This is a genomic window from Pseudoalteromonas sp. A3, assembly GCF_025942345.1.
Lineage (GTDB): Bacteria > Pseudomonadota > Gammaproteobacteria > Enterobacterales > Alteromonadaceae > Pseudoalteromonas > Pseudoalteromonas atlantica.
The window spans coordinates 1-24,822 of the sequence record NZ_JAPCKL010000006.1; the positions used below are offsets into that span (position 1 = coordinate 1).

Genomic DNA, 24,822 nt, shown 5'->3' on the forward strand with positions numbered 1-24,822 from the left:
GGTTGACCTACTGATTACAAGTCAGTTGCTCTACCAGCTGAGCTAAGTCGGCACACTAAACTGTGTGCTAAGGCACGCGTAATAACGTTTAAACTATTGATTAAACACCACTACTTTAATAAATGGTGCCTCGACCCGGAATCGAACCAGGGACACGAGGATTTTCAATCCTCTGCTCTACCAACTGAGCTATCGAGGCACTTTAACAGTGCTAATTAAAAACCATAAAGGATTTTTAATGCAATTCCCACTCAGCGCTATTGACTGAGCCATCTGGGCGTGCGGCGTATTAAACGAGTTTTGCCCTTACAAGTCAACTTTTTTTTTACTCTTTACAACTGTTTGAACGGTTTTTACACAACAAAGCGTATTTTTATATACTAATGTTTATTTATCCAACAAAAACTTACGAAAAACCTTAATTTAACCAATTAAACCAGACTAAAAACGTAGTGTATTATTTAATGTAAATGATACGATCACATTGATAATGCGTTAAGGCTTATCGTACAGACAAATACCAATGGGAACAATCAATGCAGAGTAAACTCTCTTCGCCGGTAAAAGGCTTACTGCCGTTTTTTTTAATTATTAATATTGCAGTAACAGCGCTTGCTATTGTTGCCTTTGCGTTTTATTCGCAAAACACACAACCTGCACCAGCAGCCAAACAAAAAGTAAGTATTACGCAGCTAGCACAACAACTTGATTTACCAATGGTAGATGCACTTACTATGTATGGGCAAGGCAAGGTTCGCCAGCTACTTGAACTTACCTCAGTATTAGATGATGAGTTTGAATATACGCTCTATCGCTTTAATGCCACCTCAGAAACCCAACTTGTATATAGCAGCACTAAACCCGCTATCGAGTCCAAAAAAGTAGATGAGCATTTAACTGAGCAAGGTATATTGCACCATATATTGCTTTTGAACGACCAGCCTATTGGTGAGCTAATAATAAAACAGCAGTTACCAGCACCGCCTTTAACGCAGCAAGACTCGCAAGTAATAGCCTATATTATTGCAATTGTAAGCGTGTTTGCCTTATTTGCATTAGCCCTACTATTTAATACCTATATAAATACTCGCTTGCGTAAAAGTAGTCATTTATTAAATGAAGAACTTCAAGCGATTACCGAAAATGGCAATTACGACAGTAAAGTAAGTGAAAAACTAGACTTAGGCTTATCTGGCGTGGCTAAAAACATTAACTTGCTGCTAGATAAAGTTAACTCAGTAATGTCTGAAAAAGAGGCTGCGCAAAAAGAGCTTCAAAAATTACAAACAGGCCTTGAGAGCGAAGTACAACAAAGAACAATTGCATTAGAGCAAGCGACATTAAAAGCACAACGCGCTAGCGAAACTAAAACGACCTTTTTAGCCACTATGAGCCATGAAATTCGCACCCCTATGAACGGCGTTATTGGCACTATAGATTTATTAAGACAAACAGAGCTTGATGGCGCGCAGCATCGTTTAAGTACTATTATCCGTGAGTCAGCGTTTTCACTATTAAGTATTTTGGATGATATTTTAGACTTCTCTAAAATTGAAGCGGGTAAGCTAAATATTGACCCTACGCCTTTTTCAGTTACTGATACGATTGAAGAGGTTGCTCGCGTGCTTTCATCTGTTGCTAAAAAGCGCAAATTAGATTTAGAGCTTTCTATTGCGCCAGATATTCCAACTAATTTAACGGGCGATACAATACGGGTTCGCCAAGTACTGTATAACCTTTGTAGTAATGCAATTAAGTTCACCAGTACTGATGATAAACGCCAAGGGCACGTAAAAATATCGGTAGAAGTGGCCCATAATACGGCGGATCATTTTACGCTGCGTTTTTGCGTAACCGATAACGGCAAGGGCATGACCCAAGCGCAACTGCGAGAAATATTTAACCCGTTTGTGCAAGCCGAAAACTCAATTACCCGTGAATACGGCGGCACTGGTTTAGGGCTTTCTATTTGTAAAAGTTTAACCGAGCTTATGCTCGGTACTATTAATGTAACTAGCCATGCAGGCATTGGTAGCGAATTTACCGTTGAGCTTCCATTTGGTACCTCAGGAAAAATTAAGTACGCACATAAAAATGCGCTCAATGGCAAACATGTAGTGGTAGTGAGCAATCATTTAGAGCGCGAAAAAGCAATGTACCGCTATTTATCGTTTATGGGCGCTAAAATTACCTACGTGCACAACCAGCAAGAAATAGAAGCTCAACAAGAGCAGCACGACATTATATGGGTTGTCGATGGCATAGATGATATGGAAAAAGTTAACTCTTTACTGCGTCGTCTTATTTACTCACTTGAAGATAATAATCAACAAGTGGTGGTATTAAGTAAGCTTGATGAAGCCGCTATAAACCATAAAAATGTATTTTATATTAATGCCTCACCGCTTTGTAAATCTAACTTTATGATGTCGATATTGGTAGCAGCAGGCTTGCATCAACCTAAACAAATTAAAAAAACAAAAACTCTCAACAATTATTTAAATGTTGAACAAGCACGCGATGCAAATAAACTCATTTTATTAGTAGAAGATAACCTACTAAACCAGCAAGTTTTAACCGACCAACTGCATATACTTGGCTATGGCGTTGAAGTGGCAAATAACGGTGAAGAAGGTTTAGATATGTGGCGTCAAAACAATTACTCGCTCATATTAACCGACTTACATATGCCAAAAATGTCAGGTTACGATATGGTTGAAAAAATTCGTGATGAAGCCGAGTTGTTAGACTCTATAGACGCTCAGCCTTATATTATTGCGGTTACTGCCAATGCGCTCAAAGGTGAAAAAGAGCGTTGCTTGGCGGTAGGTATTAATGACTTTATTACTAAGCCTATAGAGCTTAATGCCTTAGAAGATACCTTAAAGCGTTGGTATGATAAGCATAATAAAGACCAAACTGTTGTTATTCATCAAAAGCCTGCCATGCCTATTAATATGGACGCGGTATCTACTTATGTAAACGGCGACGAAGCCAAACAATTACGCTTTTTCAAAATGTTTTTAGAGCAAAGCCAAAGCCTAATTAAAAGTATTAATTCCGGCGTTATGGTTAATGACAGAGACGAGATAAGCAGTGCTTGTCATCAGCTAAAGGCTATCTCTAAAACTATTGGTGCAGAGGCCGTTGCGCAATGTGCAGAAGAGTTTGAAGAGAAGTGTCGAAATGCAGAGCTTGATATTGATGAGCTAATAGCGCAAAGAGATACCCTTGAAATTGAATATTCTAAAGCTGCGCAGTTTTTAAAAGAGCAAGTGCGCTCAGCGAATACTGATGAAGAAACGCTATAAAATATAGCTATAAAAAAAGGGCTATATAGCCCTTTTTTTATGCCTAAAAATTACTTTTCAGGAGGTCGATAACCTTCAATTTCTACGTCTTTGTCTTCAAACAAAAAGCCAACCATTTGCTCTTCTAAAAACGTACGGTGCTCTGGGTCCATCATATTTAAATGCTTTTCGTTAATTAGCATAGTTTGCTTATGCTGCCACTGGCCCCACGCTTCTTTAGAAATATTATTAAAAATTTTCTCGCCTAGTTCACCAGGGTATAACTGAAATCCAAGCCCTTCGGCTTCTTTTTGTAACTTTTGACAAAATACTGTACGTGCCATAATTGACTCTCTTAAGCGCTAAATGCTAATAGTTTAACCTATTGGGCTCATTTGTTTAACCAACTTTTTAGTCGGTGCGGCTAAACCCACCTCTATAGATTGATCGAGTGGGTACCACACAAGTTGTTTATCGTTTACGACATCCGGTACGTTATTAATATTAAGCACATGTGGATTTATTGTCAGCTCAAAATGCGAAAACACATGAGTAAAAGGTGTTAACTCTTCCAGCTCAGTTTTTAAGCCTTGCTGATTTAAAAATAACAGCATTTCGCTGTATTCATTAAACTCAAAAAAGCCAAACAGACCGCCCCAAATACCGCTACTTGGGCGTTTTTCCATTAAAACTTTCTCGTCATGTTGAATAATTAATTGGTGACAACTCTTTTTAGGAACCGCTTTTTTAGGTTTAGAATGAGGAAACTCTTTTACTTTACCGGCATTAAATGCAGCGCAATCGCTATTAAGTGGGCACGCTTGGCAGTCAAAGCGACTGCGAGAGCAAAGGCTGGCGCCCAAGTCCATCATGGCTTGGTTAAACTCAGTCACATTGTTTTTAGGGGTTAACTGGGTAGACAAATGCCAAAGTTGGTTTTCTACTTTTTTTACCCCATACCACCCTTCAACCATAAAATAACGGGCAAGCACTCGCTTAACATTACCATCTAAAATAGGGTGGTGCTGGCCAAGCGACAGCGATAATACCGCACCTGCCGTAGAGCGCCCTATTCCGGGTAAATCCATGACTTCTTCAAGTGTAGTTGGAAATTTACCTTGGTATTTATCTCGCACTATTTTGGCCGTTTTATGTAAGTTACGTGCCCGTGCGTAGTAACCTAAGCCAGTCCAATGATGCAGCACTAAATCTTCATCTGCATTTGCTAAAGCAATGATATCTGGAAAGCTTGCCATAAACTTTTCAAAGTATGGAATAACCGTAACAACTTGCGTTTGCTGTAACATTACTTCTGACACCCACACTTTATACGGTGTTTTACCTAGTTGCCAAGGCAGTGTTTTACGCCCATGAAGGTGATACCACTGAACCACTTGGTTAGCAAATTTGTCTGACTGCTGTTTATTTAAATCCAACATATACTACTTTTACTCATGCTCAATAGCGGCTCAGTCTATTGCAGTTAATAAAAAGATCAAGCTATGAAGGCGCTATAACACGCTAATACTTGTGATTAGCTGCGTGGTCAGGGATAATACGCAACCATTTTTAAACACATTGTTTTTGTCAGGCCAATAATATGAGTGAATCAAGTAACAACAACCTTGAGCAAGCTAAGCAAGAAGGTAAGTATATCCGCACAATTCGCAGTTTTGTAAAACGCGAAGGCCGCTTAACTAAAGGCCAAGCTGCCGCAATTGAAAAATGCTGGCCAACTATGGGGCTTGAGCATAAAAACGGCCTACTCGACTTAGCTCAAGTATTTGGCAATAACAATGATGTAGTATTAGAAATTGGTTTTGGTATGGGCAAGTCATTAGTTGAAATGGCAAAAAATGCACCGCACCTAAACTTTATTGGTATTGAAGTACATCGCCCAGGCATTGGCGCATGTTTAATGGATGCAGATGAAGCCGGTGTTACTAATTTACGTGTATTTGAACACGATGCGGTAGAAGTACTCGCTGACTGCCTTGCAGATGAAAGCTTAACAACGCTGCAGTTATTCTTCCCTGATCCATGGCATAAAAAGCGTCATCATAAACGCCGTATAGTGCAAACAGAATTTGCTGAAAAACTGCGTAGCAAATTAAAAATTGGCGGTGTTTTTCATATGGCTACTGACTGGGAAAACTACGCCGAGCACATGCTAGAAGTTATGCAAGCAGCGCCAGGCTATAAAAACCAGTCATCAACCAACGACTACGTACCTCGCCCTGATTCGCGCCCGCTAACTAAGTTTGAACAGCGCGGCCACCGTTTAGGTCATGGCGTGTGGGACTTAATGTTTGAGCGCACAAAATAATTACACCAATTTACTAATCAATAATTTGTAAGGCAAAGCCATTTATGAGCGTATTAACCAACCCAAGTTTACTGTTACTTCGTAATAGCGAAGAGCTAGTGGGAAAATCTATCTTGGTGGTCAACTTTGTTCAAGATGGCTTTTTAGCAGAGCTAAAGCAGCTAAATCCTCAAAGTGCCATCACCGCATTTAGTTATAACCATGCTAATGGGGAATTTGCTAAAAAAATAAATGGCATAGATGTGTGTGTTAACCATGAAATGGCCGCCAACGATTACGATTTAGTCATTCTTTACTACCCAAAATCAAAGCCTGAAGTATTAATGGCACTTGATAATATTCGCGCCGTTATTAACGAAAAAGCACAGCTACTTGTGGTAGGCGAAAATAAAAGTGGCGTTAAATCGATAGAAAAGCAGCTCGCGGGCAAAGCGCAGTACAGTAATAAAATTGACTCTGCTAAGCATTGTATTTTGTTCTCATTTGAGCAACTAGAGAACAACCCAACCTTTGAGATTAGCCGCTACCATAAAACGTTTAGAGTAAATGTAGCAGGAGTAGAGTTTGATGCTATCAGTGTTCCGGGTGTATTTAACCACGGCGCTTTAGATGCTGGCACAAAAATGCTACTAGAAAATGCCCCGACCACTAAACAAGGTAATGTACTGGATTTTGGCTGTGGTGCGGGCTTAATAGCCACTTTTTTAGGTATTAAAAACCCAGCACTGACTTTTACTTGCAGCGATGTGAGCGCACTTGCAACTTATGCTACTGAGCAAACATTAAAGCTTAATAATATTAAAGGCGGCACTATTTTAAGTGATGGCTTAAAAAGTATTAGCGGCAAGTTTGATTTAATAGTTAGTAACCCGCCTTTTCATACTGGCATAGCGACCGACTACACAATTGCTGAAGCATTTTTATCAAATGCTAAGCAGCACTTAACCAAGGTAGGAAAGCTAAGCATAGTGGCTAATAGCTTTTTAAAATACCCGCCAATTTTAGAGGCGCAGTTTGGTAGCTTCCACACTGTGTACAAAAATAACAAATTTGCCGTTTACAGTAGCTAACTAATTATACTTAATTAGGCTAAGTGTAATTAATACTTAGCCTAACTTTCGAATAAATATCAGAATTAATTTCACTATTTCCCTTCACTTTCTATGGTTTTTGCTAAACTAAGGTTCTAAATATAAATATTCATGCTTAGGCGATGCAGCAATAATGCCAAAAAAAGTACATCAAAAAAGTATTCGAAAAGCGCTGATCAACACCATCATGCTTATCACTGCTATTTGTTTAACTTTATCGGTTTCAATTTCCACTTATATGAGTGTAAAAGAACAAAAGGAACTGATCATAAACAAGCTCGTGATCCTTTCCGATATTGTTGCTTTTGATGCCGCTGATTCATTGGTAAAAGACGACAGAAAAACAGAAGAAAAACGCCTTAAGTCGTTTGATAAAATTCCCCTTGTTAAAAACATTCATATTTACGCAATAGAGAAAACATCGAGTAAACCTGTATTTTTTATTAGCTTTAATGCTAAAAAAACCCCACCTGTTCCGCTGCGCGTAGACAGCATTAAAGAGCTTAACGAGCCAAGAGCGACCAACAACTACATTGAGCTAATAACACCTGTGCTTAATAACGAGCAGGTGGTGGGTTACGTTTACATGCGTGGTAGTTTAGAAAGCCTAGATGAATTTATAAAACAAAAAATTATTATAGATATTTTCCTTACCCTGTTTATTTTGTTTTTTGTGTACTTTATAGCGATAAAAACACAAAAAAGTATCGCTAACCCTATTGAACACTTAAGTGTATTGCTACAAGACGTATCAAAAAATCATAACTATGACGTACGCGCACCAAGCACCAGCGTAAAAGAGGTTACAGCCTTATCAAACAGCTTAAATATCATGCTTACTCGCACCCGTAAGCAAATAGAACGTCATGAAAAAGACAAACTAGAGATTAAACAACTCAACCAAAGCTTAGAAGAAAAGGTAAGCCAAAGAACAATAGCCCTGCGTGAAGCAAACCAAGAGCTGCTTTCTACCCTTGAGCGAATGCACCAATACCAAGAACAAATAGTAGAAAACGAAAAAATGGCATCTTTAGGGCAAATGGTAGCCGGCGTAGCCCATGAGGTTAACACCCCAATTGGCCTAGGTATTACTGGCTCAACCTTGCTGCGCGATAAACTTGCCGATATTCAGCTTAGTTTTGATAATAAGTCTCTAACTTCTAACCAATTAAAACGCTTTATTGACGAAGGTATCGAAAACCTTGATTTAATTTATAGAAACCTAAATCGTGCGGCCGACCTTATCTCTAACTTTAAAAAGGTAGCTGTAATTCAAGATGACGGGATTAAAACCCATGTAAACATTCATAGGTTAATATCTGATGTGTTAATGTCGATTCAATCAGAGTTAATAAAGTCAAAGCCTAACGTTGTGATCAATTGTCCGAGTGATTTAACCATTGAGAGTAAATCTGAGCCACTACAACAAATATTCCAACAGCTTATTTTAAACTCTGCCATTCATGGTTTTAGCAATAGCGAAAATAACGAAATTAAGTTTGATATAGAAATAACAGGCCCACAAATAAAAATAATCTACACAGATAACGGCCAAGGCGTTGATAAAAACGTCAAAAACAGGATATTTGACCCATTTGTAACCTCTAAGCGAGGCCAAGGGGCAAGTGGTTTAGGCATGCACTTAGTGTACAACTTGGTAACCCAAGCACTAGGTGGGCATATACTGTATGACCTAGATGCAAAACCCGGCGTACGCTTTGTTATTACAATTCCATAAAAAGTGTTTAAAAAAAGAGTATTTATTTACGCTTTTTACTTGAATTACCATTTAATGACCTTATAGAGAGAGCATGTGATATTTCATGTTTAATTATTTAACTTGATCTAATAATTAAGCGATACAATTTCTGAACTTTATTGCTTTTGCAGTATCACATACATTGATGAAAGGTTATAAAATGATATAATTCCGTTTTGAATTTGCGCGATTATTTTTAGTACCTTTAAGCGATTGGTGGATGTATCAATTATTAAAGGAAATGGCTTCGTTTTCATAATTCAAAAGCTGCATCCGTTATATATCATTAAACAGTAGTTTTTGCACAATGCCTTTTGGTTAGTTTGGAACACCCCTACTGTTTTATTTTTATCCAACTTGTTTTTTCTTGTTAACATTTGGGTATAATCCTATAATCTCTAGTAATCGAATTATTTAGTTAAGATTCGATTTTTTGTAAATAAAATATTCCAAAAAGGTTAATTAATAATGCAAACGCCAGTCATTCTAATCGTAGAGGATGAAGACGTAACTCGACTAAACCTCGTGAGTTTATTTGAAGCTGAAGGTTACAAAGTTATTGAAGCCATTGATGGCGATGATATGCATGACAAGCTTACAAATAATGATGACGTCAATCTTGTAGTTATGGACATCAACCTACCGGGTAAAAACGGGCTAATATTAGCACGTGAATTACGCCAAAAACGTAAAGTCGGTTTAATCTTTTTAACCGGCCGTGATAACGATGTAGACCGTATTTTAGGTTTAGAAATTGGTGCTGATGATTACATCACTAAACCTTTTAACCCTCGTGAATTGACTATACGCGCTCGCAACTTAATTACCCGTACAGCGCTAGGCAGCGAAGAGTCAGTGCTAGAAACCAACGGTGTAATTACATTTAACGGTTGGGAACTTGACGAAAACAGCCGTTGTTTAACGTCACCAAATGGTGATGCTAAGCGTTTACCTAAAGGTGAATACAGAGCGCTGCGTTTAATGCTTGATTCTCCAGGGCGTATTTTTAGCCGTGAACAACTTATTAAGCATATGACTGGCCGTGAGCTTCGCGCTAATGACCGTACAGTAGATGTAACGATTCGTCGTATTCGTAAGCACTTCGAAAGTGATAATTCTACTTCTGAGCTAATCAGCACCATCCATGGTGAAGGTTACCGCTTTATTGGTAAAATCGACGCTTAATTAGAGTAAACCGCTTACTCTAATAATTGTAAAAACGAATGAAGGGCAATTTGTCCTTCATTTATTTTATCTGCCAATGTATCCAACCATTCTTTTAGTACTTCATCTGATTCATCAAGCGCACCGTGTTCCATCTTTTTAGCATGTAACTGTACGTCGTTTAATCCTACAGAGCCCGCAGCACCTTTAAGCTTATGCGCCACCGATTTGTACTCTTCCCTGTCGTTTGCATTTAACACGCTTTGCAGCTCTTGCTGATATTGCGGGTTTAGTTTTTCAAACAAACCACTGCTGCGCTTAAATACTTCAAGCCCCATAGAGTTTACAAAGTCTTCAATGGTTTCAACATCAAGCACACCTGCATTAATGCCCTCAAGCGCTTCTTTACTTACCGTGAGCAGCGGTTTGTCTGATTCACTTTGTTGAATATCAAACAAATCAGCTAGCATTTTATCAAGCTTTATTGTATTAATCGGTTTAGCAAGCGCCCCTTGCACCGAAATACCTTCTAAGTCTTCTTCGGCGCTACGTACATTCGCTGTAAGCGCAACGATAGGTAGTTTATCAAAATGGCTATCGGCACGTATTTGTCTTGCCACCTCATCACCATTTATATCGGGCAGTTGCATATCAAGTAGTACTAAATCTAGCTCGTCTTCGGTTTCTACAAACGAGAGTGCATCTTCACCCGTTTCGGCCCAAATTACTTCATGGCCGCGCTGCTCTAACAGGTTAGTCGCAATTTCAGCATTTAATGGCACATCCTCTACAAGTAAAATATATAAACCTCTACCTGCATAGCTTTGTTCGGTAGGCGCTACACATAAGCTAAGCGGTATGTGCACGGTAAAGCAGCTGCCTTCACCTTCTGTACTGGTTACCGAAATAGTGCCTTTCATTGCACTGACCAACGCTTTGGTTACGGCTAAACCAATGCCTGAGCCAATCGCGTTTTTACCGCTTAAATCTGGGGCTTTGTAGTACATATCAAATATGCGCGAGAGTTGATCCTCTGGGATCCCCTGCCCTGTGTCTGATATTTTAAGTTCAAGCCACGGTCCATCGTTACGCTCTTCTCGGCTACATGTGAGTTTTACCTCGCCATGCTGGGTAAACTTAACGGCATTATTAATTAAGTTCCATACCACTTGGCGTAAACGCGTTGGGTCTAGGAGTGCATAAACATCTAATGTGCCATTTCGCTCAATTGAAAATTCAAGCTCTTTTTGTTCAGCAATTAAGCCGGCAAAGTTCACTACATCGTTAATAAAGTCTGAAACGTTAATAGAGTCGGTTGCTATATCTAATTGCTCTCGGTCTATTTTATCTAAATCTATAATATCGTTAAAAATATTACCTAAGGTTTCAGCACTCGAAAACACCGTATTACACCAACTGCGTTGCTGCTTATTAAGCTCTGTATCAAGCAGCATGCGGGTTAAACCTACAATGCCATTTAATGGCGTGCGCAGCTCATGACTAAGCGTTGCTATAAACTTACCTTTATCCTTATAGGCTGTTTCAAGCGCTTGTGCTGCTTCTTTACGGCTGGTTATATCACGGCCAAATGCAAGCAAACCTATGTAGTCACCTTGATCGTTTATAAACGGTAATTTACGCAGCTCAAACCAACGGTTTTCACCATTAACCATATATTCAACATCAATTGTCAGCGCTTGATGCGTTTGCTCGACTTGTTTATCGGTTCTGAGTACTTCTGCTAAAAAGTAGCTTGGGAAAATCTGCTCCACTGTTTTACCAATTAGTTCAGCGCTGGTTTTGCCCATAACCTCTTCAAACATTTTATTACAGCCGGCAAACACGCCGTTGTTATCTCGGTAATAAAATAAATCGGGAGAAGAGTCGACAATAGAGCGAAGGAGCATGCCTTGCTGAGCTAGTTCTTGTTGTGTTTTTTTACGCTCTGCTATTTCGCGGCGAAGCTCTTCAATGGCGCGATGCTTGGCATGAAAAGCCATTTTTCGCTCATCTATTTCAATGTTGAGGCGGTTGATATTATCTTTTAATGTTTGGTTTAACAGCTTTTCTTGTTTTGTGGCGCTGTCTAAATAAGCGTATGAGGCATCTAATTGTCTAATCGAGTTGAGTAAAATACTGATCATAAAGGGAGATACAACCGCAGTAAAAAATACCACAGCTAAAATATCAACTAAATTAACCTCACCCAGTGCCACATAATAAAACATACTCGACAATATAAGCGACACGCCTAATAAAAGCGCGTAGCACATTGCCGCGGTTTTTAACTCGCCAAAGCGAGTTATTAAACTAGAAAGTACTCGAGCCCAAGGGCTCAAAGAAGAATCGGTCATAGGTCAGTGTATCTCGTTACTAGGCATAAATAAAAAGTGCCTATTAATAGTCAAACGCATTTTGCAGCAGATTTTAGCATTTTTCTATTAGCTATATTCATGTTGTGCGACAAAAACAGAAAATTTTCATGTTTACTTTTGCCTACTTGTTAAACTCATCATTTCAGCAATAAATTATTTAGTGTAAAATGCTGCGCTTTATTATGACCAATAACGAGTAGCGCACATGCAAACCAACATGCCCGATATAGCTGATACGGCTCCCGCCTTACAAACAGGTAAGTTAGACTGGGTTGGTATGGGCGAAATAGAACTGCCATTTATTTTTGAATCGAAAGATTTAGCACCCGTTACCGTTAACGCAAAAGCGCGTGCCTTTGTTAATTTGCATAAAGAAGACGCTAAAGGCATTCATATGTCGCGTTTATTTTTAGCGCTTGATTTACTCTCAACAGAGCAACAAGTTAACCCACAAACTTTAGCTCAAGCACTCGATACCTTTATCACCAGCCACGAAGGATTAAGTGACAAAGCTCAAATAGAGTTTAAATTTGAATTACCGCTGCGTCGTAAATCGTTGTTAAGCGGTAAAGCAGGTTGGAAAAGCTACCCAATTACCCTAACCAGCACTATTGAAAATAGCGCAATTAGCTACGAGCTAAGCGTTGATGTTACTTATTCATCAACCTGTCCATGCTCTGCAGCACTTGCTCGCCAACTTATTCAAAATGCTTTTAGCGAAAAGTTTAATCAAGAAACACTTAATCAAAAAGACGTTTTAGCATGGCTAGGTACAACGCAGGGTATTGTGGCAACGCCTCACTCACAGCGTTCAATTGCAAACGTTAAAGTAAAGCTAGACAACACGATTAGTGAATTTGACGTAGTAAATTTAATTGATACATTAGAAGCTGAACTAAAAACCCCGGTACAAGCGGCAGTAAAACGTGAAGATGAGCAAGAATTTGCCCGCCTTAACGGTCAAAATTTAATGTTTTGTGAAGACGCTGCACGTAAAATTAAAGCGGTTCTTGAAAACGATAACTTTAGTGATTACTGGCTACAAATCAACCATTACGAATCGCTCCATGCGCATGATGCAGTCGCTATTGCCGTTAAAGGAATTGAGGGCGGTTACAAAGCCTAACAGCCCTGCTGCATTAATAATAAATACATACGGTAATTAGCCATAACAACCAATTTTTAGGCACGTAAATTGCTTTACTTGAGCAGTGTCAATTTGTTGTTATGGAGTTACCGTATGGAATTCGCTTTATTATCAATTTTAGTATTAGTGGTTGGGGCCTCTGTGGTTGCGTCAAAATTTAGTGATGATGGCGGCAATCCCTATCCTTTTACCCGCAAACAAACCGTGTTTACACAGGTTGAGGGTGCATTTTTAAATCTTTTAGAGCGTGCGGTAGGCGATCAATATAAAATTGTGAGCCGCGTCAAACTCATCGATGTAATCGACTGCAAGCAAGGCCTTTCTGCTAAATCAAAACGTGCAGCTTTAGCTAAAGCTAAAAATAAACAACTCGATTTTGTGCTGGTAGATAAAGAAAAAATGACGATAGTGGCAGCGGTCGATTTGGTTAACAACGCCAATAAAGATGGCCACAAAGCGCAGCGCGACTGGTTTGTAAACGGCGCTTTAGAATCTGCTGGCATTCCACATATTCGTATGAAAGTAAAATCAGGCTACCGCCCTTCTGAGGTGCGCGATGCAATTATGTTTAAATTAGGCAAACCTGCAGCGGTGCAATCGGCTCGTCCAACACGTAATCGTGTAAGTAAACCTGCGGTATTGTCACCTTCTCAGGCTAAAGCGCAAACCACTGCGTTAGCCGAAATTTAAAATAGAATTAAATACTCTCCTAAAAGTATTTAAAGCGAGCCGTAAAACAGCTCGCTTTTTTGTTTTTTATTGCTAACTTCACGTATAATCTACGTATTCAAACTCAGGAATCAAACACTATGAATGTTGGTATTATTGGCGCAATGGAGCCAGAAGTTAAAATTTTACGTGAAGCAATGCAAAACCCACAAGTGCTAACTAAAGCAGGGTTTACCTTTTACACAGGCGAATTAGCAGGTAATACAGTAACACTTGTGCAATCGGGTATTGGTAAAGTGGCATCAACGATTGCAACCACGTTATTAATTGATAACTTTAATCCTGATTGTGTTATTAACACAGGTTCTGCCGGTGGCTTTGATCCCTCTCTAAGTGTTGGCGATGTTGTTATCTCTTCAGAAGTACGTCATCACGATGTAGATGTAACCGCTTTTGGCTACGAAATTGGCCAAGTTCCACAAATGCCAGCAGGCTTTGCCGCACACCCAAAACTAGTTGAAGCTGCCGAGCAAACCATTGCGCAAATTAGCGAAGTAAAAACCTTAGTCGGCTTAATTTGTACGGGTGATTCATTTATGTGTGATCCAGTACGAATTGATAAAGCACGCAGCGACTTTCCTACAATGCTTGCAGTAGAAATGGAAGGCGCATCTATTGCACAAACGTGTTTTGCGCTTAATACGCCATTTGTGGTTATTCGCTCTATGTCTGACATTGCCGGTAAAGAGTCGCCGCAATCGTTTGAAGAATACTTAGAGACTGCATCAATCAATTCATCAAAAATGGTTGTTGCACTATTGGAAAAACTAACAAAAGTTACACTGTAAATGCTAAGCAATATTGTTCAAAACCATTTGGACTTTATTGCCTTTTTTGTGGCGCTCATTGCTGAGCGCTTTTTCCCGTTAAAAAGCTGGTATCACCCTAATACAGTATTAACCGCTGTATTTAGTGCTATAGGAAAACGGGTTTATAAACCAAGTGAGCCTAAAAGTTACCTTTATTTAGCCTCCACTCTTGCCTGTGCGCTAGTTTTAAGCGTTATTCTTATTATTATTGTGTTACTGCTTGAATTTGCCTTTTATCCTGAGCTGCTAGCGGGCCTCATTTTATATTTGTGCCTAGAAAGCAAAGCGATTGAAAAAAAAGCCCTGCGTGTTGCAAAGTTAGTAAAACAAAACCAAAAATCTACCGCGCGTGAACTCGTAAAGCCACTGCTTGCCCGAGAGGTCAATAAGCTCTCAGCGCCAGGTATTATCAAAGCCTTAATTGAAAGCTTAATTTTACGAACTGCCCGTAATTACTTTACCGTTATATTTATATTTTTATTACTTGGGCCAATTGCCGCTTTAGCGTATCGGCTACTGACTTTAATGCAGCATGCTTGGCGCACCGATATTTCACCTAATAGCCACTTTTTAAAACCGCTTAAAATACTTTTGTTTATAATCGAATTTATCCCCGTACGCTCACTTGCATTAACCATTGCCGCAAGCAAAGCCAGTAAACAAAGTATGCATTACATAAAGCACTATGGCAGACACTTTTATCAAACAAATACAGGGTGGATTTTAAGTGTGTGCTCCGCCTCTATTGGCGTACAGCTAGGCGGCCCTGCGGTTTATTTTGGTAAGCGTTTTAATAAAATGCGTATTGGAACCGAGAGACTCCCAAAAGCCGAAGACGTCCCTGTGATCATAAATAGATTAAATCAAGCGCGTGCATTTTGGCTGTTAGTCATTATCAGTATTGAGATATTAAAGCTGATTTAGTGGTTTTTTAGCAGCCAAAATGCGCGCACAAAAAAACCAGCCTAAGCTGGTTTTTAGTTTTAACTGCGCTTACGCTACAGTAATGTTGGCAAACTTACGCTTACCTACTTGGTAAATAGCGGTCGTGCCTTTTGCTACTTCAAGTTTTGTATCAGTGATTTTATCTTCACCGTTAAGTTTTACTGCACCTTGCTTAATCATGCGCATTGCTTCAGAAGTACTGGCTACTAAATTAGCTTCTTTAAGTAAGTTAGCAATTAAAATACCTTCTTCTGCAATGGTAATTGTCAGCTCAGGGATTTCATCAGGTAGCGCTTTTTTCTGAAAACGTTTGATAAAGTCATCGTGTGCGGCTTGCGCAGCTTCTTCACTGTGAAAACGTGCAATTAACTCTTTCGCCAGCTCAATCTTAATATCACGCGGATTAGTGCCCTGCTCTACGCGTTGTTTTTGCGCTGCAATTTCTTCGATTGATAAGCTGCTTAGTAAGTCGTAGTAGCGCCACATAAGTACGTCGCTAATCGACATTACTTTACCAAACATATCGTTTGGCGCATCAGTAATACCAATGTAATTACCAAGCGACTTAGACATTTTTTGAACGCCGTCAGTGCCTTCAAGCAATGGCATCATTAATACTGTTTGAGGCTTTTGGCCTTCTACTTTTTGAAGCTCGCGGCCCATTAAAAGGTTAAAGCGCTGATCAGTACCACCAAGCTCTACGTCTGACTCAAGTGCAACCGAATCCCAACCTTGTACGAGTGGGTATAAAAATTCGTGAATTGCAATAGGTTGGCCGCTGCCGTAACGCTTTTTAAAGTCGTCACGCTCTAGCATACGCGCTACAGTTTGATTAGCTGCAAGTTTGATCATACCTGCGGCACCCAGGTTTTCCATCCACGAAGAGTTAAACGCAACGGTGGTTTTAGCTGGGTCTAAAATCTTAAAAACTTGCTCTTTATAAGTCTCAGCATTGGCAAGTACATCTTCACGGGTCAGTGGTTTACGTGTTACATTTTTGCCTGTTGGATCGCCAATCATGCCGGTAAAGTCACCAATTAAGAAAATAACCTCATGACCTAAATCTTGAAAGGTTTTCATTTTATTAATTAGTACAGTGTGACCTAAATGTAAGTCTGGCGCGGTAGGATCGAAACCGGCTTTAATTTTTAACTTTTTGCCCGACTTTAGTTTTTCAACTAATTCGTCTTCAATTAATATCTCTTCTGCACCGCGTTTTATCTCTGCTAGAGCGGTTTGTAAATCCACTGTGTATTACTCCAAAATTCTGCCAACGAAGGGGCAACTAGATGACTTGCTACATAAGGGTTTAAAACAGATTTAAACCAAAAGCACTTATGTTGCTAACATAACAAATTTCTACCTAATTAAAACAATTTTTTATGCGAATAATGCAACTAAACTCAATAAGCTTAGTCTCACTGTGTTAGGCAATTAGAAATGGTGTTTAAACGCCGATTTTAGCGCACTTTAGAATCAGTTTAAATCGATAAACTTAAACAACTATAAATTGTCATTTTACTAACATTTGCGGGGCTTTTAGCTTTATTTACTAGTATTCGTACCTTATTACGTATATCCTGCATTAATATATATTTTATTTTCACGACAGCAGAAAAGGCACGTTATGGTTCACGTGGTTAACACGCTTCCCAAAAAACACAAATTGCTTATTCTAGGTTTGGTTTCTGCTATTGTTGGCTTAGCCTTTCTTCCTTCAGAAAAAGCGACTGCATCCAAAGACAATAGTGCAAATGCACTAGAAATTGGTAAGCGTTACGAGTTACAAGTTAAAGTTGAAGACAACGAAAAATTAACTGAATTAAATTCGCCAGAAGCAGCAGAAAAGCTGCCAGAATACGACTTAGTCGATCATCAAGTTAAAAACGGCGATAATTTAGCAATTATCTTCAAGCGTGCTGGCTTTTCAGCGCAAACGCTTCACAAGCTAATTAACACCAATGCTGAAACACGCAAACTAACTAAAATTCACCCAGGTGAAATACTTAGTTTTGCAACAGCAGAAAACGGTGATTTAGCTCAGCTTCGTTATGTTATTTCAAAAACAGATACTTTGTTTGTTACCTTAAATGACGAAGGTAATTACGACACATCAATAGATAGCAAAGAAATAGAAACACTGAGCAAAACAGCCGGTGGCGAAATTTCTAGCAGCTTTTGGACCTCAGCAATTGCTGCAGGCTTAAGCGAGCGCCAAATAATGAACTTTGCTGATATATTTGGTTGGGATGTGGATTTTGCCAACGATATTCGTAAGGGCGATCAGTTTGGACTAATTTACGAATCACATTATGTTGATGGCGAGTTTATTGGCACTGGTAAAATTATTGCCGCAGAATTTATAAACCAAGGCCAGCGTTATGCGGCTATTCGCCATACCGACGGCAGCTTTTATACGCCTGAAGGGCGCAGCATGAAAAAAGCATTTTTACGTGCGCCGGTAAACTTTAAGTATATTAGCTCGAGCTTTAACCCACGTCGCTTACACCCAGTAACAGGGCAAGTAAGAGCGCACCGTGGTATTGATTACGCAGCACGTACAGGCACACCGGTTGTAGCCTCGGGTAACGGTAAAGTAATTAAAGCAGGTTACAGTAAGTACAATGGTAACTACGTATTTATAAGCCATGGCACACAGTACGTAACTAAGTACTTACACCTTAACAAAAAGCTTGTTAAAACAGGCCAAAAGGTTAAACAAGGTGACAAAATTGGTACAGTGGGTTCTACCGGCCGTGTAACAGGCGCGCACCTACACTACGAATTTTTAGTAAATGGTGTACACCGTAATCCTAAAACCGTTAAGTTACCTAAGTCTGAGCCATTACCACGCTCTGAACTTGCTAAGTTTAAACCTATTGCCGAAAACTTTATTGCACAGCTTGAACGCAATCGCGAACTACAGCTAGCACTTAAGTAACGTATAAGTTATAGATACTAAAAAAGCCTTTGCAGGGTTAACCTGCAAAGGCTTTTTTGTGTTTTTTATTAATTTATTAGTTCATTAATACATAAATTAGCTGTACGACTAAAGAAACCATAACCAGCGGCCAAATATATTTGCTGTATTTAGTTGCGCCATCCAACCCCATTTTACCTTGGTACTTTTCAAGCAAAGGTATCAGCACCGCTAGAGCGACAAACAAGCAAATTAAAATAACAAATATATTCATTCCTAAACCTTAATTATGGTAATTCATGGCCTTTGGCGCTTACATACAATGCATACCAATGTTCGCGACTTAACGTAACATTTAGCGCACCGCATGACGCTGCAATACGCTCAACGTTCGTTGTGCCAATAATTGGCTGTATTAATGCAGGGTGGCGTAATAACCAAGCTAAAACAATCGCCTCAGGCGTTGTATCGTAAAGTGCAGCAAGCTTATTTACGAGTATGCTGGTATTTATGTCGGCTTGCGATGCATTTGTTAAATCGCCCCCTGTGTATAGCCCTTGGCATAAACTTCCCCAGCTTTGTATTTGAATATCAAAGTGGCGGCAATACTCTACACTGCCCGGTGTAAAGTTAAGATCTTTTCCATCTGCATTACCTGCATAAACACCTTCATCAACAAATTGGTGTTTTTGTAAACTTGCTTCAATTTGATTAGCAACAATAGGCATATCTAGGGCATGTTGTAAAAAGTTCATTTGGTGCTGCTGCATGTTTGATACGGCAAAATTACGTACTTTGCCGCTTTCTTGAAGACAGCTAAATACTTGTGCAATTTCTTCTACTTCCATTAGCGGATCAGGGCGATGAAGCATAAGCACATCAAGATAATCGGTGTTTAAACGTTTAAGTGAACCTTCAACTGACTCTTCAATCCACTTGGCCGAAAAATCGTAACGTTTAGGGCCTTTATCATCTTCAAAGCGTATACCGCATTTAGATTGAATATACATGTGCTCGCGCAGCTCTGGTCGCTCAGCTAGTGCTTGGCCAAATACCTGCTCGGCTTTGCCAAAGGTATAAATATCGGCGTGATCAAAAAAGTTAATGCCGCCAGCTATGGCTGCATCAATACACTCGTGAGTTTGCTTTAAGTGAGCCTTAGTAATGGCGTCTTTATTCCAACCGCCGCCTAGGCCCATACAGCCAAAAACGAGTCTACTAACATGAGGTAAATATTTTGCCAAAGGGGTGTGAAGCATGATGACTATCCTTATTAGTGTGCATAGCCCTCACTGTAAACAAAAACACGTCTGCAAACAAACTTTAATACGTGCAGTTTTATAGGCATAAAAAAAGCGCAGTAAACTGCGCTAATCGGTTGGATTAAATCCTAAATACTAGCCAACAAGCGCCAGTAATATACCTGCGGCTACGGCACTTCCTAGTACTCCAGCTACGTTTGGCCCCATAGCATGCATAAGTAAAAAGTTATGTGGGTTATTTTCAAGCCCAACTTTATTAACTACACGCGCCGCCATTGGTACAGCTGATACACCCGCAGCACCAATTAAAGGGTTAATAGGTGTTTTAGAAAGCTTGTTAAGGCCTTTTGCCATAAACACACCCGACGCTGTACCAATAGCAAATGCCAGCGCACCGAGCACCAAAATACCAATGGTTTCTACAGTTAAAAACTGATCAGCCGCTAGTTTAGAGCCCACTGCCAAACCTAAAAATATCGTGGTTATATTAATAATTTCGTTTTGGGCACTGTTACTAAGCCTATCCACAACACCAGACTCACGCATTAAATTACCTAAACAGAACATGCCTACTAAGGGAATAGCCGCTGGTAAAAACATAGCGGTTAAGCTCAGTACCATTAAAGGAAATACTATTTTTTCTTTTTTAGATACTTTGCGCAGCTCTGGCATTTTAATAGCACGCTCATCAGGTGTAGTTAATGCGCGCATAATAGGCGGCTGAATAATTGGCACTAACGCCATGTAAGAATAAGCAGCAACCGCAATGGCACCTAGTAAATCAGGGGCAAGCTTAGATGCTAAAAATATGGCTGTAGGGCCATCGGCACCACCAATAATGGCAATGGCTGAGGCATCTTGTAAGCTAAATTCAAAGCCAGGTACATAGTTTAATAAAATGGCCCCAAACAAGGTGGCAAAAATACCAAACTGCGCGGCTGCACCCAGTAATAACATACGCGGGTTGGCAATAAGCGCACTAAAATCGGTTAGCGCCCCTACTCCCATAAAAATTAATAAAGGGAAGATCCCCGTATCAATACCTACGTAATACACGTAATAAAGCAAACCACCTGGGTCAGAAAGCCCAGCAACCGGAATATTAGTCAGTATTGCGCCAAAGCCAATCGGCAGCAGTAATAGGGGTTCAAAGTTTTTAGAAATGGCTAAAAACAACAACAAACACCCTACCGCAATCATTATTAAGCCAGGAAACGTAAAGTTAGCAATGCCGGTAGCATGCCAAAGGTTTAAAAGACCTTCCATTAAAGCTACTCCTACGCCATCGCTATAATTGCATCGCCCGTTGTCACAGCATCACCTTCAGACACTAAGACCTCAGCCACAGTACCTGAGTGCATTGCACGAACCTCGGTTTCCATTTTCATCGCTTCCATAATAACAACCACATCGCCTTCGTTTACGGCTTGGCCTGCTTTTACTTTTACTTTAAAAATATTACCCGCCAGTGGCGCATTCAGTGTTTCACCTGATGCAACCGATGCTGATTGTGGTAAGTGCTCTGAATCTTTTAGCGTTACCTCTTTAAGCTCGCCACCTTGTGCAACCACTACATCGTAAACTTTACCGTCAACTTTAACGCTGTATTGCTCAGCGCTAACACCTTTGTTGCTTGCAGGTTTTGCTGCAGGCTTAGCGTTTGCATCATCAGCACTTGGCACTGCTTCAAAGGCATCTGGGTTGTTGCGATTTTTAATAAATTTAAGGCCAACCTGTGGGAATAATGCATAGGTAAGCACATCATCTATTTGCTCATCAGCAAGTGTTAAGCCTTGTTCTTGCGCTTCTTTTTGCAGCTCTGCTTCAAGCGATGCAAGCTCTGGGGCTATATTATCTGCAGGGCGACACGTAATAACCTCGCTGCCATCAAGCACTCGCTCTTGCAGCTCTTTATTCATAGGTGCTGGTGTTAAACCATACTCGCCTTTTAAAACACCGGCGGTTTCTTTGGTAATTGTTTTATAACGCTCACCCGTAAGCACATTTAGTACTGCTTGTGTGCCTACAATTTGCGATGTTGGAGTAACTAGCGGGATAAAACCTAAATCTTCACGCACGCGTGGGATCTCAAGTAATACTTCATTTAGCTTATCTGCTGCGCCTTGCTCTTTAAGTTGGTTTTCCATGTTGGTTAACATGCCACCAGGTACTTGTGCGAGTAAAATACGGCCATCAACACCTTTAAGGCTCCCCTCAAAGGCAGCGTACTTTTTACGTACATCTCTAAAATAAGCCGCTATTTCTTCTAGCTGGTTTAAATCTAATTCGGTATCGCGGGGCGTACCTTCAACAATTGCTACAATGGTTTCTGTAGCTGAATGACCGTAAGTCATACTCATTGAAGAAATAGCGGTATCAAGCATATCAATGCCTGCATCAATGGCTTTTTGATACGTAGCGGTACTTAAACCGGTGGTTGCATGGCACTGCATAGCAATAGGGATAGAAACGGTTTCTTTTAGCCCTTTAATAAGTTGCTCTGCATCGTATGGTTTTAATAAGCCTGCCATATCTTTAATACAAATAGAGTGACAACCTAAATCCTCTAGCTGTTTTGCAAGGGTTAACCACATATCAAGAGTATGCACAGGGCTTACAGTATAAGAAATAGTGCCTTGTGCGTGTGCTCCTACTTTTACAGCTGCTTTAATTGCCGTTTCTAAGTTACGTACATCGTTCATGGCGTCAAAAATACGAAATACATCTACACCATTTTTGTGGGCACGCTCTACAAACTTTTCTACCACGTCATCGGCATAGTGGCGGTAACCCAATAAATTTTGCCCGCGCAATAGCATTTGCTGTTTAGTATTAGGCATTGCTTTTTTAAGGGCACGAATACGCTCCCACGGATCTTCACCTAAATAACGAATACACGAATCAAACGTAGCGCCGCCCCACGACTCAATAGACCAATAACCGGCATCATCAAGTTTGCTAGCAATAGGTAGCATGTCATCTAAGCGCATACGGGTTGCAAGTAAAGACTGATGAGCATCGCGTAAAACAAGTTCTGTTAATTTTAATTTAGCCATGTGTGCCTCTTATTTATTATTTGATTTGTACTGAGCAATGGCAGCACTAATAGCAGCGATGTGCTCGTTTGGCACACCTTGAGATTTTAAAGATGGTGATTTAACCGGTATTGCAACTTCAGCCTCGTCAAAACGAGCAACCAAGTTAGACATGAGTGACACAGCACCAATCAATATTGAAAGAAATACAAACACGCCCACCATGCCCGTAAGCATCAAGCTACCTGCGGTTGTGAGTACAGCTCCTATATCCATTTTTCTCCCCCTGCACTATATAGCGATATAAAAAACCGCTTTATTTAAATAATTATTCACCGAATGATAACAAAACTTTTAACTTTGTCCACCACCTGTCAATTGGTAAAACCAATTAAAATTAAACTAACATACAGTCACAATAGTTAACATAGCTAATACAGGGTTAAATTAGCTTAGATATAGATGATAAAAATAACCGTTATAGGCAAAGGTTATATGGTTAAACCCAAAAAAACTTAAAAACTATAAAAAATAGTAAGTTAAACGGCAGGTAAAAAATCAGCTTGGCTAAAATGTAAATTGGTCTTACCAAGACTAGTAAAGCAGCGCGCAAAAAATATTTATTTTTTTACTCTCTTTACAATAGTGTGAATAAGTTACATCGTTAAACGTAAAACTTACCAATCCTAAATTTATAATCTTCGCCCCAAAAACCATAACATATTGAAAAATAATAAAATTAAACTCTGGCACGCAACTGGCATTATTACTTTCGAACGAATTTGATAACCAAGGAGAAAACAATGTTACGCTGGACAATTACATTTTTAGTTATTGCTTTAATCGCTGCAGTGTTAGGTTTTGGTGGTATCGCAGGTGCCGCAGCTGGTATAGCAAAAATTATATTCTTTATCTTTTTAGTACTTTTAGTGATTTCTTTAGTTTCAGGTGCGCTGCGCGGTAAATCGCCCAGGTAGCTACTAACATACTTAAAACACTAAACAATCAACATATACAAGGAATTACATTATGAACTCAACAACTTTAAAAGCAGCACTAATCGCCGTATTTGCAGGTTTCTTTATGATGGGTTGTGAAGACAACCATGCAGAAGAAGCAGGTGAGCGTATTGATGAAGCAGTAACTGACGTGCAAAACTCTGTTGAAGATGCATGCGAAAATGTAAAAGAAGGCGTTAACGCAGAAGAAACTAACTGTTAATCTGTTTGGTAACGTAAAAAACGGCTTTTAATAAGCCGTTTTTTTGTGCGCTAATAAAAAGCGGCTTCTAACTCTTATAATGCATAGCCTACATTAACGGGTGTGATTTTTACGCTAGCTTGTTAAAATAGCGAAAACTATTACTTATTAGCAATTATGGCACTGACCACCACTTACACACTCGATAAACCCTACTACTACGAATGCTTTGACGAGTCCCACTCTTATAGTAAAGCAGCCAAGCCAAAGTATTTTTTGCTGGCATTACTGGTGTGCTTAGGTTTAATTAGTATTTACGCTATGGATGATCATTACCTAGGTACATTTTTAATAATGCTGGGTGTATTAGAATGCGTTGCCTTTTATTACCGCAGGCCTTGGTGGGTTACGCGCCAAATGTTTAGTCGTGCTTCGGGCTCAACGGTTACTCTTTCGTTTACCGATGACGCTATTAGCACCGAAAACCACTATAAAAGCCATACATTTAAGTGGGCAGAAATAACCCATATTATTAAAACTAACCACGGCTACTTAGTGCACCATAATAAAGGTATGCAATATATTTCTAGCAGTGTATTAACCGATGAAATGCGCGATTTTATAAACAAAAAGTTAGCAGTAAAAAGCCATTAAAATAGCTTTATACTGCTACACGACATATCTTGTTAGCTCTGTTTCACTCAAGGCCTAATATTTTAGGAAATCAGCCGAAAAATGATGGTTTTGCATACCTATAGTACCTTTAACTC

The 24,822-nt window shown here is 39.6% G+C and carries 22 protein-coding genes and 1 tRNA gene; 13 read left to right on the plus strand and 10 right to left on the minus strand.

Annotation, left to right across the window (positions count from 1 at the left end):
- Positions 1-123: 123 nt before the first annotated feature.
- A tRNA-Phe gene (locus OIZ54_RS11975) sits at positions 124-199 on the minus strand.
- A 337-nt stretch (positions 200-536) separates the two neighbouring features.
- Between OIZ54_RS11975 and OIZ54_RS11980 the strand changes: the two genes are divergently transcribed.
- The gene (locus tag OIZ54_RS11980) at positions 537-3,311 is read left to right on the plus strand and encodes a hybrid sensor histidine kinase/response regulator (RefSeq protein ID WP_264390466.1); all 2,775 of its coding nucleotides are present in this window, start codon (positions 537-539) and stop codon (positions 3,309-3,311) included.
- A gap of 50 nt (positions 3,312-3,361) precedes the next feature.
- Here the strand turns inward: OIZ54_RS11980 and OIZ54_RS11985 are convergent, their stop codons facing one another.
- Both OIZ54_RS11985 and mutY read right to left on the minus strand, forming a co-directional pair.
- Positions 3,362-3,634, minus strand: coding sequence for an oxidative damage protection protein (locus OIZ54_RS11985; RefSeq protein ID WP_004587535.1), 273 nt, complete (start codon positions 3,632-3,634; stop codon positions 3,362-3,364).
- Positions 3,635-3,667: 33 nt separating this feature from the next.
- Positions 3,668-4,729: an A/G-specific adenine glycosylase gene (gene mutY, locus OIZ54_RS11990; protein WP_264390467.1), complete on the minus strand. Its 1,062-nt coding sequence runs from the start codon at positions 4,727-4,729 to the stop codon at positions 3,668-3,670.
- Positions 4,730-4,890: 161 nt separating this feature from the next.
- Here mutY and trmB point away from each other — a divergent pair, with 161 nt between their 5' ends.
- From trmB to arcA, 4 genes are all read left to right on the plus strand, one after another.
- Positions 4,891-5,616, plus strand: coding sequence for a tRNA (guanosine(46)-N7)-methyltransferase TrmB (gene trmB, locus OIZ54_RS11995; RefSeq protein ID WP_264390468.1), 726 nt, complete (start codon positions 4,891-4,893; stop codon positions 5,614-5,616).
- A 44-nt stretch (positions 5,617-5,660) separates the two neighbouring features.
- Complete coding sequence (locus tag OIZ54_RS12000) at positions 5,661-6,686, plus strand: methyltransferase (protein WP_264390469.1); 1,026 nt, start codon at positions 5,661-5,663, stop codon at positions 6,684-6,686.
- A 154-nt stretch (positions 6,687-6,840) separates the two neighbouring features.
- The gene (locus OIZ54_RS12005) at positions 6,841-8,445 is read left to right on the plus strand and encodes a sensor histidine kinase (protein ID WP_029772454.1); all 1,605 of its coding nucleotides are present in this window, start codon (positions 6,841-6,843) and stop codon (positions 8,443-8,445) included.
- 489 nt (positions 8,446-8,934) lie between these two features.
- Positions 8,935-9,651: a two-component system response regulator ArcA gene (arcA, locus tag OIZ54_RS12010; RefSeq protein WP_264390470.1), complete on the plus strand. Its 717-nt coding sequence runs from the start codon at positions 8,935-8,937 to the stop codon at positions 9,649-9,651.
- Between the two features lie 14 nt (positions 9,652-9,665).
- Here arcA and arcB read toward each other — a convergent pair whose 3' ends face one another.
- Positions 9,666-11,984: an aerobic respiration two-component sensor histidine kinase ArcB gene (gene arcB / locus OIZ54_RS12015; RefSeq protein WP_248463341.1), complete on the minus strand. Its 2,319-nt coding sequence runs from the start codon at positions 11,982-11,984 to the stop codon at positions 9,666-9,668.
- A 226-nt stretch (positions 11,985-12,210) separates the two neighbouring features.
- Here arcB and folE2 point away from each other — a divergent pair, with 226 nt between their 5' ends.
- The 4 genes from folE2 (at position 12,211) to OIZ54_RS12035 (ending at position 15,614) form a co-directional block, all read left to right on the plus strand.
- A complete protein-coding gene (gene folE2, locus OIZ54_RS12020; RefSeq protein WP_264390471.1) occupies positions 12,211-13,131 on the plus strand; it encodes a GTP cyclohydrolase FolE2 in 921 nt (306 codons plus the stop codon).
- Between the two features lie 114 nt (positions 13,132-13,245).
- A complete protein-coding gene (locus tag OIZ54_RS12025; RefSeq protein WP_024031608.1) occupies positions 13,246-13,842 on the plus strand; it encodes a DUF2726 domain-containing protein in 597 nt (198 codons plus the stop codon).
- A 119-nt stretch (positions 13,843-13,961) separates the two neighbouring features.
- The gene (gene mtnN / locus OIZ54_RS12030; protein WP_004587526.1) at positions 13,962-14,669 is read left to right on the plus strand and encodes a 5'-methylthioadenosine/S-adenosylhomocysteine nucleosidase; all 708 of its coding nucleotides are present in this window, start codon (positions 13,962-13,964) and stop codon (positions 14,667-14,669) included.
- Positions 14,670-15,614: a cobalamin biosynthesis protein gene (locus OIZ54_RS12035; protein ID WP_264390472.1), complete on the plus strand. Its 945-nt coding sequence runs from the start codon at positions 14,670-14,672 to the stop codon at positions 15,612-15,614.
- A 69-nt stretch (positions 15,615-15,683) separates the two neighbouring features.
- On the opposite strand, the gene tyrS is transcribed toward OIZ54_RS12035, so the two are convergent.
- Positions 15,684-16,883, minus strand: a complete 1,200-nt coding sequence (tyrS, locus tag OIZ54_RS12040) for a tyrosine--tRNA ligase (RefSeq protein WP_024031606.1) — start codon at positions 16,881-16,883, stop codon at positions 15,684-15,686.
- 379 nt (positions 16,884-17,262) lie between these two features.
- On the opposite strand from tyrS, the gene OIZ54_RS12045 reads away from it, so the two are divergent.
- Positions 17,263-18,576 (plus strand): peptidoglycan DD-metalloendopeptidase family protein, encoded by a 1,314-nt coding sequence (locus tag OIZ54_RS12045; RefSeq protein ID WP_004587523.1) that lies wholly within the window; start codon positions 17,263-17,265, stop codon positions 18,574-18,576.
- A gap of 76 nt (positions 18,577-18,652) precedes the next feature.
- Here the strand turns inward: OIZ54_RS12045 and OIZ54_RS12050 are convergent, their stop codons facing one another.
- The 5 genes from OIZ54_RS12050 to OIZ54_RS12070 form a co-directional block, all read right to left on the minus strand.
- Entirely contained in the window at positions 18,653-18,829 is a 177-nt protein-coding gene (locus OIZ54_RS12050) for a hypothetical protein (protein ID WP_004587522.1), read from the minus strand.
- Between the two features lie 13 nt (positions 18,830-18,842).
- Positions 18,843-19,814 (minus strand): aldo/keto reductase, encoded by a 972-nt coding sequence (locus OIZ54_RS12055; RefSeq protein ID WP_004587521.1) that lies wholly within the window; start codon positions 19,812-19,814, stop codon positions 18,843-18,845.
- A gap of 138 nt (positions 19,815-19,952) precedes the next feature.
- On the minus strand, positions 19,953-21,083 hold the full coding sequence (locus OIZ54_RS12060) for a sodium ion-translocating decarboxylase subunit beta (protein WP_264390473.1): 1,131 nt from the start codon (positions 21,081-21,083) through the stop codon (positions 19,953-19,955).
- 11 nt (positions 21,084-21,094) lie between these two features.
- Positions 21,095-22,873 carry a sodium-extruding oxaloacetate decarboxylase subunit alpha gene (gene oadA, locus OIZ54_RS12065; RefSeq protein WP_248463345.1) on the minus strand — a complete coding sequence of 593 codons (1,779 nt, stop codon included), beginning with the start codon at positions 22,871-22,873 and terminating at the stop codon, positions 21,095-21,097.
- Between the two features lie 9 nt (positions 22,874-22,882).
- Positions 22,883-23,128 (minus strand): OadG family protein, encoded by a 246-nt coding sequence (locus tag OIZ54_RS12070; RefSeq protein WP_024031602.1) that lies wholly within the window; start codon positions 23,126-23,128, stop codon positions 22,883-22,885.
- Positions 23,129-23,655: 527 nt separating this feature from the next.
- Here OIZ54_RS12070 and OIZ54_RS12075 point away from each other — a divergent pair.
- The 3 genes from OIZ54_RS12075 (at position 23,656) to OIZ54_RS12085 (ending at position 24,706) form a co-directional block, all read left to right on the plus strand.
- Positions 23,656-23,829: a DUF1328 domain-containing protein gene (locus OIZ54_RS12075; RefSeq protein ID WP_002961939.1), complete on the plus strand. Its 174-nt coding sequence runs from the start codon at positions 23,656-23,658 to the stop codon at positions 23,827-23,829.
- A gap of 52 nt (positions 23,830-23,881) precedes the next feature.
- Positions 23,882-24,073 carry a hypothetical protein gene (locus OIZ54_RS12080; RefSeq protein WP_004587517.1) on the plus strand — a complete coding sequence of 64 codons (192 nt, stop codon included), beginning with the start codon at positions 23,882-23,884 and terminating at the stop codon, positions 24,071-24,073.
- Between the two features lie 156 nt (positions 24,074-24,229).
- Positions 24,230-24,706: a YcxB family protein gene (locus OIZ54_RS12085; protein WP_138578528.1), complete on the plus strand. Its 477-nt coding sequence runs from the start codon at positions 24,230-24,232 to the stop codon at positions 24,704-24,706.
- The last annotated feature ends 116 nt before the right edge of the window (positions 24,707-24,822 follow it).